The sequence below is a fragment of the Chitinophaga sp. genome (assembly GCF_019236475.1).
Lineage (GTDB): Bacteria > Bacteroidota > Bacteroidia > Chitinophagales > Chitinophagaceae > Chitinophaga.
On record NZ_JAFAIX010000005.1, the window covers coordinates 401,375 to 413,806 of the forward strand.

General features: G+C 44.6%; 10 protein-coding genes. 4 read left to right on the forward strand and 6 right to left on the reverse strand.

Annotation, left to right across the window (positions count from 1 at the left end; translation table 11 throughout):
• Positions 1-27: 27 nt before the first annotated feature.
• Positions 28-708, reverse strand: coding sequence for an epimerase (locus JO154_RS08885; protein ID WP_291943949.1), 681 nt, complete (start codon positions 706-708; stop codon positions 28-30).
• Positions 709-781: 73 nt separating this feature from the next.
• Here JO154_RS08885 and JO154_RS08890 point away from each other — a divergent pair, with 73 nt between their 5' ends.
• Both JO154_RS08890 and JO154_RS08895 read left to right on the forward strand, forming a co-directional pair.
• Positions 782-2,071: a PAS domain-containing sensor histidine kinase gene (locus JO154_RS08890; protein ID WP_291943951.1), complete on the forward strand. Its 1,290-nt coding sequence runs from the start codon at positions 782-784 to the stop codon at positions 2,069-2,071.
• Between the two features lie 4 nt (positions 2,072-2,075).
• Entirely contained in the window at positions 2,076-3,122 is a 1,047-nt protein-coding gene (locus JO154_RS08895; protein ID WP_291943955.1) for a response regulator, read from the forward strand.
• A 3-nt stretch (positions 3,123-3,125) separates the two neighbouring features.
• Here JO154_RS08895 and JO154_RS08900 read toward each other — a convergent pair whose 3' ends face one another.
• The 4 genes from JO154_RS08900 to JO154_RS08915 form a co-directional block, all read right to left on the reverse strand.
• Positions 3,126-3,500, reverse strand: a complete 375-nt coding sequence (locus tag JO154_RS08900; protein WP_291943958.1) for a hypothetical protein — start codon at positions 3,498-3,500, stop codon at positions 3,126-3,128.
• 1 nt (position 3,501) lies between these two features.
• Positions 3,502-4,191, reverse strand: a complete 690-nt coding sequence (locus JO154_RS08905; protein WP_291943961.1) for a hypothetical protein — start codon at positions 4,189-4,191, stop codon at positions 3,502-3,504.
• A 209-nt stretch (positions 4,192-4,400) separates the two neighbouring features.
• On the reverse strand, positions 4,401-5,894 hold the full coding sequence (locus tag JO154_RS08910; RefSeq protein WP_291943964.1) for a glycosyltransferase family 39 protein: 1,494 nt from the start codon (positions 5,892-5,894) through the stop codon (positions 4,401-4,403).
• Between the two features lie 269 nt (positions 5,895-6,163).
• The gene (locus JO154_RS08915) at positions 6,164-8,239 is read right to left on the reverse strand and encodes an alpha-N-acetylglucosaminidase (RefSeq protein ID WP_291943967.1); all 2,076 of its coding nucleotides are present in this window, start codon (positions 8,237-8,239) and stop codon (positions 6,164-6,166) included.
• A 114-nt stretch (positions 8,240-8,353) separates the two neighbouring features.
• On the opposite strand from JO154_RS08915, the gene JO154_RS08920 reads away from it, so the two are divergent.
• Together JO154_RS08920 and JO154_RS08925 are read left to right on the forward strand one after the other, a co-directional pair.
• Positions 8,354-9,313: a D-glycerate dehydrogenase gene (locus JO154_RS08920; protein WP_291943970.1), complete on the forward strand. Its 960-nt coding sequence runs from the start codon at positions 8,354-8,356 to the stop codon at positions 9,311-9,313.
• A gap of 48 nt (positions 9,314-9,361) precedes the next feature.
• Complete coding sequence (locus tag JO154_RS08925) at positions 9,362-11,701, forward strand: glycoside hydrolase family 3 C-terminal domain-containing protein (protein WP_291943973.1); 2,340 nt, start codon at positions 9,362-9,364, stop codon at positions 11,699-11,701.
• A 148-nt stretch (positions 11,702-11,849) separates the two neighbouring features.
• On the opposite strand, the gene JO154_RS08930 is transcribed toward JO154_RS08925, so the two are convergent.
• The gene (locus JO154_RS08930; protein ID WP_291943976.1) at positions 11,850-12,272 is read right to left on the reverse strand and encodes a BrxA/BrxB family bacilliredoxin; all 423 of its coding nucleotides are present in this window, start codon (positions 12,270-12,272) and stop codon (positions 11,850-11,852) included.
• Positions 12,273-12,432: the final 160 nt, after the last annotated feature.

A 12,432-nucleotide genomic window follows, 5' to 3' on the forward strand; every position in this document is an offset into this window, starting at 1 on the left:
CCGCTGAATCAGCGGGATTTTTATTTTTCAGCCAACAGTTGAAAAATTGTTTTTAATCACTTTTACAATGTCCCTTGATTCGAGAATATGCGACTGGTAGCCGTTTTGGGAGACACGGATCATCGCTTCACCCAGTTCCCCCAGCGTACAAACATAGTTACGAAATAACATTTGCCATAGAGGGTATAACCATGCAAAAGCGTAGTAGAATTTATGGGTATTGGAAGAACCTTTCATCGGTTGAATGTATGCCGGGCGAAAATTATATACTGCTTTAAAGGGCAACTGCATCAGGTCGTTTTCAGTTTGGCCTTTCACGCGCGCCCACATCCGACGGCTCTTACCAGTATTATCTGTTCCGGCTCCTGAAACGTAGCAGAAAGTCATATCAGGATTTTCTACGGACAATACACTTGCCAGGTACATTGTCAGGTCGTAGGTAAAGTGTTTATATATTTCTTCTCTCATGCCGATAGAGGATACACCTACACAAAAGTAACATGCGTTAAATCCTCTTAACTGTGGCGTGATGGCAGAAATATCAAAGAAATTGTGGTGGATAATTTCTATTAGTTTGGGATGCAAAATGCCGCAAGTCTTGCGATTAATGACCAGTACTGAGGCAATATCCGGGTGCTGTAGGCATTCGTGAAGAACACCTTCACCGACCATTCCGGTAGTACCTGTTATGATCACATTGAGTTTCATCGAAATATGTTAACTGTAAGATACACAAAGTATCGCGAATCGTTAAATTTATAAAACGCATCATCCTATTCAAATGACAATCAGCAACAAGGAGCAAGGCGTTAATGTGAATGTATCTGATACTGCCGCATTTGAGCAACTGTTGGCAGCACGCACGAGAGAGCTAACTGACACTATCGAACAATTGAAAAACCGTATCCGCGAGGATGAAGCTAAAGACAATGCCTTGCAGCGCATGAATAGCTTTCTTAGCAGCATTTGGAATAATGCGGATGCCATTATTATCGTTTTTAGTCCAGAAGGATTTATCCGCTGGTTTAATCCAACTGCGGAGCGTCTCCTCGGTTATCGGGCCGTGGACCTAATTGAAATCGAATCTCCCCTGCTCTTTCATGATCCGGAAGAACTGGAAAACCGTGCAGTGGAATTCTCCCTTCAACTACAACAAACTGTAGAACCAGGCCTGGAAACACTGACCATCAAAGCGAGGCGCAATCTCCCTAATGAATACGAATGGAACTACATACGCCGCGATGGCTCCAAACTGCCGGTATCGCTCACGATTTCCGCTATCAGGGATGCCAGTCAGATTACAGGATATGTAGGCATCGCGATAGATATCTCTGAGCGAAAAAAAGCCGAGGCGGATTTGCGGAAAGCGCTCATAAAAGAGAAAGATTTGAATGAATTGAAATCCCGCTTCGTATCGCTGGCATCCCATGAATTCAGGACGCCACTAAGCACCATTCTTTCCAGCGTTTACCTGATTGCGCAATATCAGCAAACCGAGGATCAACCGAAAAGAGATAAACATATTCAAAGGATTGTTTCTGCTGTTAATTTATTAACAGACTTGTTGAATGATTTTCTCTCTTTAGGTAAAATTGAGGAAGGAAAAATTCAACTCCGGAATAGTACCTTTGAACCGAGCAAATTAATAGGCACGGTCATCAGCGAAATGCAAGGACTCCGGAAGCCTTCACAACATGTATACTATGCGCATCACGGCACGCCAACTGTTAGTCTGGATGCGGGTTTACTAAAACATATTGTGATGAACTTGGTATCCAATGCGATCAAATTTTCGCCGGATGGCGCCATCATTTCAGTAAGAAGCGAGCGTAATTATCAATACCTGCAACTGTCTGTGAAAGACAAAGGAATAGGCATTTCTAAAGAAGATCAACTGCACCTGTTCGACCGGTTTTTCCGGGGAAGAAACGCATCCCATATCCAAGGGACCGGATTGGGCTTGCATATCGTTTCGCGGTATACGGAGATCATGGGCGGCTCCATTACCTGCAAATCCATTCTGGATGAGGGTACGGAGTTTATAGTAACTATTCCCTGCGTCGAAATATAAGCATATGGAGAAAATTTTATTGATTGAAGACAACCGGGAAATCCTCGACAATATGTCCGAGATTCTTGAATTGGCCAACTACCAGGTGTTAACGGCATCCAATGGGAAAGAAGGTGTGGCCATGGCGTTGGAACATAAACCAGATCTCATCATCTGTGATATCATGATGCCGGTACTGGATGGTTTTGGCGTCCTCCACCTGCTGCATAAGAATGAAACACTACAACGTACTCCATTCATTTTCATTACCGCCCGAACAGACAGGAATGAACAGCGTAGAGGCATGGAACAAGGCGCCGATGACTATATTACCAAGCCTTTCGAAGGCACGGAACTCCTCAATGCAGTAGCTTCCCGCCTGAAAAGATCCGCTGAGCTGCGCCAGGATAAGCAAAGTAATACTACGCAGGTATTACGTCATCTCACGGAAAAAGAATTACTCGATTCGCTCAAAAACAACAAACCTGTTGCACATTATAAAAAGAAACAACAAATTTATTCCGCAGGCAATAAGCCACAATTTCTCTACTACATCACGCAGGGAAAAGTAAAAACTTCCAAACGTAATGAGGAAGGCAAAGAACTGATTATCGGATTGTATAATGAAGGAGATTTCTTCGGATACCAAGCCATGTTACAGGAAAGCGCCTACCAAGAAGATGCAGAAGCGATGGACGATACCTCCCTCCTATTGATTCCTCAACAGGATTTTGAATTGCTCATCAATCAACATCCGCCAGTGATGCGGAAATTTGTACAACTATTAGCTAAAAATACGGCTGAAAGAGAACAACAACTGATTGGTATTGCTTATAATTCGCTGCGGAAGAAAGTAGCGGAAGCAATATTGTTGCTCGACAAAAAATTCAATGACTCCGGTAACGACTATACGTTGCATATTAGTCGAGATAACCTGGCCGCTATGGCGGGTGTAGCGAAAGAATCGTTGATTAGAACATTAGGAGATTTCCGTAATGAGTCGTTGATTCAATTAAAAGAAGGAGATATTATCATCACAGACAGGGAAAAGCTGGCTGCTATTATCAGTTAAGCATTACTGATTCATTCCTGCAAATTGCAGGAAGTGGGCGCGCAGGGCAACAAAGTCTTGTTCTGTTTTATCTACATCCCGTTGTAGTTCGTGGAATGAAAACGGGACTTTTACGGCTGTCTGTTTTTTCAGCCATTCGCGGACTTCTCCAATTTCATGACGTAAAAGCAGGAGTCCTTCTTCTACGATAAGGAAACGGGCCTGGTATTTTTCGGCGGTTTCTACAAACTCCTGGGTTACAGTCCTGGATAGTGCCGCAGCCAGCAAGCGGATTAACAGGGCATTCTCTTCTCTCAGCTCTTCTACTACTGTAAGCCACGAGCGACAAATCCTGTCCTGTTCCGCCTTTACGTGAATGCTATTCTCCAAATGTTGCATACTAATTTAGATAGACCTGTCGGTTATGTTGCTGCTGTCGTTGGTTCCATTGTTTTAACAGGGAAATCAATTGATATTGGATGGCATTGAATGCCTGGATACTAACGATGACATCTTCTACTTCCTGTTGGGTACAATCTGCAGGAAGGTGATGATAAGTATTATTTGTTTCCAGATTTTCCTGCAGGAATTTCACTACGGCATTACCATTATTGATAAACTGCTTGATCATCCGGGGCCATTCTGTACTGAAAACATCGGCGGCATTGGCACAATCAGGGGTTCTTTTAGTCATTGGCTTCAAAGATTCCTGCTGACGCAATAAGACTACCGACTGATAGTTAGATAATTCGCTGTAATAAGTAGTCAACATTTCGGTGAAGGCAGTGAATACAGCGGCAGTGGTTTGCTCATTTCTCCCATTTCCTTCGAACAGATCTTCCACTTGACGCATCAACGAAATACCGTTAGGGATGGCCACTCTAGAGATTTTCTCCCGCAACTGTTGCGCAAAAAATATGTGAAAATCTATCGCTCCCTTATTCTCTTCCAACACCTGGCGTATGCCTGACTGCGATTTATATTGCTTATAAATATGATTACCCGATTTCTTCAACTGCTTGAACGGGAAAAAAAGAAAACCTTCACAAAATCTTTGTTGAATCGAGTTGATGGAAGATTCGGTGTACATATTGGGTCGTTTTGATTGCTGCTCTAAAAAATGTCACCGCTGCTAGCAGCGGTGACGAGATACCAGTAAAGACTGACATCCGTTTAACTTTAGATAGATGTTAACTGTAAAACAAAACTACAGTACGCTACATCTATAAAAAATGATTTAATACATTAAACGGATGATTCTCATCAATATAATCTATGACGGCCATCATCAATAAAAGTTTAATAATAATGTTCAGGCGGTTGATAATTCAAACATCTAAACACCAGGAACTTCCTGATAACTTTGCCGTTTCGTTTGACCACGATGGGTGGTATTTGCTCTATACTACTGAAGAACGGTTTCAGCTCTTTCACAGCGGCCAATTCCTCTTTGTCGTCGTTCACATCAGTAAGCGAGTTTATAAAAAGGGCATTTCTGCCTTTTAATGCTTGTAGATTTGTGCCAACAAAATCAAATTCCAGCGCTCTTCTGCCAATAATCTCCTGCGAATAAACCATGCGACCCAGGTAAAAGTTAAGGATGGCGCTTGTTTTATAGTCATCTGCGGAGAAAATAAAATCACCTGGATAATTTGAAGCGATTTGTTGCATTTGTTCACCTAATCCTTCCCATCCTGCCCAGGTATCATCCGACTTCACCGGCACCGGGTAAAACAGTATTTCAACTGCCAACGCCAGATGTACCACTAGTGAAATGATATACTGCCAGCGCAGATATCGTTTTCCTAACCATATGCTGACCCACATGATCCCTGTTATATACGCAGGCATCATCCAGTTTAGTTTTACCCAATATAGAGGTGAGATTAAAAAAAATCCCAAAAACAAAGGAAGAAAGAAACATAACAACCATAATTCCCTGTCCGGAACCCGCCACCAGCGTAGTCCGTAGCGTCGCAACGCTTTCCACAGGTAATAGCATATCCCGAAAAATAATACTGGTAATAATACGGCCGATTGATGTCCGATTACACCCAACACATCTAGCCAGTTCACTTCAATATCATGCGCCCTTTCGGAGGATTGAAAACGAAAAGATGCGAAATTATTCCCAACATTCCAGATAATTACCGGGGAGACAGCCAGTACAAAGACTACTACCGCTCCATAAAACCACGGCGAAATTAGCCAACGCCGATTGCGATTAGACAGCAGTAAAAATAAAACTGTGCCCATAGGCAAAAACACTGCGGTGTACTTACTGTCGAATGCCAGTCCCATAGCTAAGCCTGTCCAGATCCACCAATGTGGTTTTTCTTCAAACACGGCATTATACAAACAAATCAATGAGATCGTCCAAAATAACATTAATGGTACATCCGGCGTAGTCACCAACGATAAGATGGTCACCATGAATGTGGAATACAAGAGTAACAATGCATTCCAACTTTTATGCAAACTGAGAAACTTTTTCGACAGCACATAAAAAGCCAAAACGGTTAACATTGTAATAACAGTATCTCCTAGCTTGATGGCAAATGCATGTCGGCCAAAAAGAGTAGTGAATATTCTCGTCATCCAGGCTACTGCCGGTGGATGATCGAAGTAAGATAAAGCAGGATGTTGGCCATAAAAATAATAGTAGGCATCCTGTGGCATTAAGCCCATTAGCCATATGCATGAAAGTCGCAGTACTGCAAGGATGCAGATACTTACCAGTATCCAACGATCTGTTTTAATATAGCCGATCAGGTTAGTCATAAATTTATTCATACAATACAGACAGTTTATCGTGACACCTTATCTTCATTTTTCCAAATTCCATGCCTTCACCTCTCCTACCATATTACAACAAAGCAATATAAGTATTGTTGCAAATATTCCTCTTTCATTGAAATTTTTGTGGTATTAAATACCCACTTACCTGCGATCCAAAAAAAACCGGAATATACGTCACTGCATGACGTATATTCCGGTTTTTTCTTTTTCGTCGTCTCTGCCCGATGGGCAGGGACGACAGGAAGGCGCATAATGCCTTCATGCTACTCTTCCGTCCACTTCTTCTCCATGGTGAAGAAGTCGATCGCTTGCTGTGGTTTATCTTTCTGAAGATTAAGGGAGTTGATAAATTTTATCCAACGTGGGATATAGAGTTCGCGTATGAGTCCGCCCCATTCTTTATTGGCGTATTCATGAAGGTCGGTATCAGGATTATTCGGGCCCCAATAAGTGAGCTGTACTTTAGCATTCTTTTTCAGCAGGGATTTTTCTGCCAGCGTGGAACCCATCGCCATAGCGGCCTTCAGCCAAGTATCCAGTCGAAAATGTTTATTGGTAGACAACAAGCTATCCTGCTTATTCATTAACGTCATGAATTGGTTTGAGCTCCTACGAAAAGTAGCGCTATCCTTGTTCTTCCAGGCAGCTATTATTTGCGTATACAGGTATTCTCCATTATTGGAATTCACCTGTCTTTGAAAATCAATTGCATCAATCTGATAAGTTTCACTTTTCTTCAGTGCAGGCGCGGCTGCGAGGAATTGCGTTACTGCCTGGCGGAATACGGCGGTATCATAATTTCTATGTCGGGTACCCCAGGTGGAAACCGGACGATCTACATCAGCGGTAGGTCTGGCGGTCATAATGGACTCCGTAGGACCTTCCTGGTATTTATCAAAGCTACTGTAACAAGTGGCTAGGAATTGTTGCCAGGCCGCTTCAGCGGTCGCATTCTCCGTGCCATAACGGGAACGCACATATGCAGTAATCCAATCTTTCACGGAAACATGTTCCTGGTGCCAAGGCAGTTCCAGCACTAATTGATAAATAACCGGATTGTTGTGGATACCTTCCGGCATGATACCCGCTCCGCGCATTAGGTCTTTATAAGGACTGTTAGCAGCCCTATATACCTCATCGGCAAAACGTTGCAATTTGCCATATAATCCCAGTTTTTCGCCAAAATTGGTCACGGTGCACCAAATGAAAGGCGTGTTCTCATAACCTTTACGAGATTCCCAATTGGCGGTATTTTCACCAAACAGTTCCTGTACCAGTACCTTGGATTTATCCAGTCCGGCTAGGAGTGCCGATTTCGGGTTATTCTGCCAGCCTTGCAATACCCAGGTTACGCCAGGAAATGCCTGTAGCATCGCATCTTGTATCCCCTTGGCGGCTGCAGTCACATCCACCCCTTTAGCATTCCCTCCTTCATGAAATGGATCGCCGGCTAAGTATTGGATATCCTTGCCGTAAGTGCGTTTCATCTCATTATAGTAGATACTGGCAATCTTCGTGTACTGGCTGTCTTGCGGCAGCAAAAAATCAGGACGCTGGAATCCACCGGCCCATTTCCCTTGCGGCACTACCTTCTCCAAATGCAGCTTTTCCTTCATATTAACGGGAATCATACCATAAAATCCTTGTAAAACCGGCGCTATGCCTAGTTCTTTCATTCGCCCAAGGATCTTATGTTGCAATTGTTCCTGTTGGTCAATCATTTGCTGGCTAACAGGTCCGCCCCATCCTTCGAGGTTGCCCATGAGCCACCAAGCAGTGAATCCAGGCCCCGCAATAAAAGCGCGCGCCTCTTCCGGCGTATAGCCCAATTGCTGTAAAGTACGCTGCCATATGGCTTCTGTACCAACAGTGGCCAGCATAACATTCACGCCGTTCAAGGCCATCCAGTCTAACTCATGCTGCCAATCCGCCCAACTATAAAAGCTCATCGTATAGCTGATAGTACAGTAATTCAGTGCATAGCGCACCGGCATTTCCGTGAAAATCCGCACGGGCGCAGTAATAGTGGGCAATGGGCTTACCGGCGACAAGTTGTCTCCCATATGCGACATCGATCTATTACAATAATATTTCAGGTACCAGTTGAGTCCTTCCGCCGCCGCACTGGTGGTGGATGCCCTGATAATCAGTTTGTTTCCAGAAGTACGGAGTTCAAATACCTCTTTCCCTTTTTCAGCAGGGATTTGCTGTAGGGTTAAGGATTTTTCCAGCCATGGTACCCTACGGGCGGCCAATGCGCGAACGCCAGGAAAATCGGCAGCATACGAGGATACTGCGGTTACCATCAGCAGTATGACGGTTAGAAGATGCTTTCTCATTGATTCACTGTTAGGTATCAAAGGTATAAAATGCTTTTATTTTCTTTGCCTCCCTAGTAAACTGGGGAGGCACTATCTTTGTTGCACATTCCACTGCCACCAATAATATTTGCTATGAAGGTTTTTGCAACGAGAGTATTGCCAACGGATGGCCGTATCCTGCTGGAGCGTGCAGGCATCAACGTTACTGAATGGAAAGAGAAAAGGAATCTATCGCCAGATGAACTAGCGGCCCTACTACAGGATTATGACGTATTGTACTATGCCGGCGGAAAAGCCATGTCAAGGCCATTTTTAGAGAAATGTACCCACTTGAAACTGATCGCGCTCATGTCTGCCGGATATGACAACATCGATGTGGCGGCAGCCCGAGAACTAGGTATTCCTGTTACAAATGTACCGGGTATTCCCAGCAAATCCACCGCTGATATAGCTTTCCTGCTGATGCAAGCAGTGGCAAGAAAGGCTTTCTTTATGCACCAACGCATCTTACAACGGGAATGGGGATTCTCCGATCCTACTGCCAATCTGGGTATTGACCTAGAAGGCAAGACGTTAGGCATCTGGGGATTGGGGCAGATTGGTTCGGTGCTCGCCAAACGTGCCCGTGCTTTTGATATGCCGTTGATTTACAATAATCGCCGTCGTAACCTGGTAGCAGAAAAGGAACTGGGTGCACGTTATGTTTCTTTCGATGAATTACTAGCACAGAGCGATGTGCTCAGCGTACATACGGCACTGACAGCGGAAACCAGGGGCACCTTTACCAAAGAAACTTTTCGTAAAATGAAGCCTAGTGCGATATTCATCAATACCGCCAGGGGCGCCATTCACAACGAAACAGATTTGTATGAAGCCATACAAGAAGGACTTATTTGGGGAGCGGGTTTGGATGTAACTAATCCGGAACCCATGAGTGCTGATAGTCCGTTGTTGAGTTTACCTACTGTCGCTATTTTACCGCATATCGGTTCTGCCACTATCGGTACACGCAATGCCATGTCTCGTTTGGCGGCTGAAAATGTGATCGCAGCCATGAAAGGACTGCCACTGCCAAATCTGATTAAGAACTAGAAAATTTGATTTTAAAAAAGTATATTAGGGAAGAAGATCACGTTCCCTATGCTACACAAGTTACTCCCATGCATGTCCATCCCTATGCTGCTAACTTTTGCAGTAAATACGATGGCACAGGATCGCAATTATATCAGACTTACAGACAAACAAAGTATTCCACGGGTGATCGCGGCCATGACCGTAGAAGAGAAGGTCAGTATTGTTACCGGCATGGGCCTCCATATAGAGGGTCTGCCACCGGGGATTTTACCGCCTGGCTATCCTGCAGATGATGCAGTGCCGGAAAAGGTGCCTGGCGCTTCAGGTAGAACACATGCCATTCCGAGATTGGGCATTCCTTCGCTCACCTTTACAGATGGCCCTGCCGGTGTACGCATATCTCCTGTCAGGCATCATGACACCACGCGCACCTATTATGCTACCGCCTTTCCTGTAGCCACTTTGATGGCTTCCTCCTGGGATACTGCGCTAGTAACGCAGGTAGGTACAGCGATGGGCCATGAAGCCCTCGAATATGGCATAGATGTACTGCTGGCCCCTGGCATGAACATACAACGTAATCCCTTGGGGGGACGTAATTTTGAATATTATTCGGAAGATCCCGTTCTCTCCGGACTTGTTTCTGCCGCTATGATTCGTGGCGTACAATCCGCTGGTGTAGGGGTTTCTGTCAAACACTTTGCCGCCAATAATCAGGAGTTCAATCGCATGCAGATGAATACACATGTGAGTGAACGCGCCCTCCGAGAAATCTATCTGCGTGGTTTTCAGTTGGCAGTAAAAATTGCCAAACCGTGGACCATCATGTCTTCCTATAATTATATCAACGGCAATTATGTATCGCAATATCCCGGTTTACTGAAAGGCGTATTGCGCGATGAATGGAAATTTAAAGGGATTGTCATGACGGATTGGTATGGCGGTAAAGACCCTGCCAAACAAATGCTCGCCTATAACAACTTGTTGATGCCAGGATATGCCGCTCAGTCGGATGCTTTGCTGGCAGCGGTTAAACAAGGTACTGTTCCGATGCAGGTATTGGATGAAAATGTGGCGGGCATACTACAGTTGGTATTACAATCGCCTACCTTCAAAAAATACCCTTACACCGATAAGCCAGATCTGGCTGCCAGCGCAGCTTTAGCCCGCAAGGCAGGAGCAGAGAGCATGGTATTGTTGAAAAATGAAAATGCATTGCCAATAGCAGCTCCTGGAAAAATCGCTTTATTCGGCGTTACCTCTTATCGGATTATTGCTGGTGGAACCGGCAGTGGAGGCGTTTTCAAAGCTTATGTAACGGACCTGGACAAAGCAATGCTGCAAGGCGGCTTTGTATTGGACGCCGGATTACAAACAGAATACAGCAAATATATCAGCAGCCAGTTAGCGCAACAACCTAAGACCTTTTCTCTTTTCGGTACCCCTCCTGCGATTCCTGAATTACAACTAGATACAGAAACGATCAGTAGACTCGCTAAATACATGGACGCCGCAGTTATCACACTGGGGCGCAATGCAGGCGAAGGCGCCGATAGGAAGATCCAGGATTTCAATGTAAGAAAAGATGAACTCACGCTAATAGAAAGTATCAGTCGCGCTTTTCATGCACAGCAGAAGAAAGTAATCGTTATCCTGAATATAGACGGCGTTATCGAAACGGCCAACTGGCGCGATATGGCAGATGCTATACTCCTCGCCTGGCAACCCGGACAAGAAGGTGGAAGCTGCATGGCAGATGTACTCAGTGGTAATGTCAATCCTTCCGGGAAACTGGCGGCCACTTTCCCGCTTCGCTACGAAGATGTGCCTTCCGCAGATAATTTCCCTGGGAAAGAAATTCCAGGCGCAGATAATACCGGCGCCAATCCCTTGATGGGCAAGCCTTCGGAGATTACTTACACAGAAGATATCTACGTGGGATACCGTTATTACAGCACGAAAAACATACCAGTAGCATATCCTTTTGGTCATGGTTTATCCTATACTATTTTTTCGTATAGCCAGGCACGTTTGAGCAGCCCTACTTATGTAGCACCTGTAAAAGTGAGTATAACGGTAACGAATAGTGGAAAAAAAGCTGGTAAGGAGATAGTACAGTTATATGTACAGCCGCCGGTTATCAAAGCGGGAAGGCCGGTAAAAGAATTGAAGGCTTTTGCAAAAACCAAATTGTTACAACCAGGGGAAAAGGAAAATTTGCAACTAGGGATTACCGCGCAGGACCTGGCTTGGTTTGATGAAAGTAAGTCCGCATGGATCGTGTCTCCCGGTATATATACCATACAACTCGCTTCCTCCGCTACGGATGTACGACAAACAGTTACGCTTCGGGTGAATAAAGAAATTATTGTAGAGAAAGTCAAGCCTGTATTGGCAGTGAAATAAAACAAGCTGTATTAAAAAAGCAAATGGAGTGATGTCTGCGACATCACTCCATTTGCTTTTTTTGTCGCCCCTGTCCGCTGGGCAGGGGCGACAGGCAGGAGATTTCTGCTTTCATTTAACTTTTGATATTACCTTTTTGTATAAATGCTTATATCGCGAATTCTTCGCAAACAGATTGCAGGTCCATCGCAACGGATTGGGCGTCTCTGCTTTCAATTCTGTACTTCGGAATGAAATAAACCAGTTCTTTATCTTTAAAAAAAGCGAAGCTAGGTGAGGAAGGTGGAATATCAGGAATATAGCCCCTGAATCGTGCCGTTGCTTCCAGGTCCTGGCCTGCAAAAACAGATACGATACGGTCTGGTTTTTTCACGGAGTCATCTTCAATGAGTCTACGTACAGCAGGACGCGCAATACCGGCGGCGCAACCGCAAACGCTGTTGATAACCACCAGGGTAGTACCATCCTGGCCCATTGCTTTGTCTACATCTGCAGCGGTGAGCAGTTCCTGTACACCAATATCTGTCAGTTCTTCCTTAAAGGGTTTGATTAACATCGGAGAGTAAGGCATAACATCCATTTTTGAGGGTGATAAAAATAGGGGAATACATATCGAGGGAATAACAGTAGAAGCCCAAAAAAGGTTAGCGTTTTTTAAAACTGAATGGCCTGAGTTCGACAGGATCAAACGCAGGCCATAAAAAAACCGTCCCCAGTGGAGGACGGTTCCT

Excerpts from the sequence above, each read along its gene's own strand:
- JO154_RS08895 (WP_291943955.1), top strand. The coding sequence starts at position 2,076 with ATGGAGAAAATTTTATTGATTGAAGACAACCGGGAAATCCTCGACAAT.
- JO154_RS08900 (WP_291943958.1), bottom strand. The coding sequence starts at position 3,500 with ATGCAACATTTGGAGAATAGCATTCACGTAAAGGCGGAACAGGACAGG.
- JO154_RS08915 (WP_291943967.1), bottom strand. The coding sequence starts at position 8,239 with ATGAGAAAGCATCTTCTAACCGTCATACTGCTGATGGTAACCGCAGTA.
- JO154_RS08890 (WP_291943951.1), top strand. The coding sequence starts at position 782 with ATGACAATCAGCAACAAGGAGCAAGGCGTTAATGTGAATGTATCTGAT.
- JO154_RS08910 (WP_291943964.1), bottom strand. The coding sequence starts at position 5,894 with ATGAATAAATTTATGACTAACCTGATCGGCTATATTAAAACAGATCGT.
- JO154_RS08885 (WP_291943949.1), bottom strand. The coding sequence starts at position 708 with ATGAAACTCAATGTGATCATAACAGGTACTACCGGAATGGTCGGTGAA.
- JO154_RS08925 (WP_291943973.1), top strand. The coding sequence starts at position 9,362 with ATGCTACACAAGTTACTCCCATGCATGTCCATCCCTATGCTGCTAACT.
- JO154_RS08930 (WP_291943976.1), bottom strand. The coding sequence starts at position 12,272 with ATGCCTTACTCTCCGATGTTAATCAAACCCTTTAAGGAAGAACTGACA.
- JO154_RS08920 (WP_291943970.1), top strand. The coding sequence starts at position 8,354 with ATGAAGGTTTTTGCAACGAGAGTATTGCCAACGGATGGCCGTATCCTG.
- JO154_RS08905 (WP_291943961.1), bottom strand. The coding sequence starts at position 4,191 with ATGTACACCGAATCTTCCATCAACTCGATTCAACAAAGATTTTGTGAA.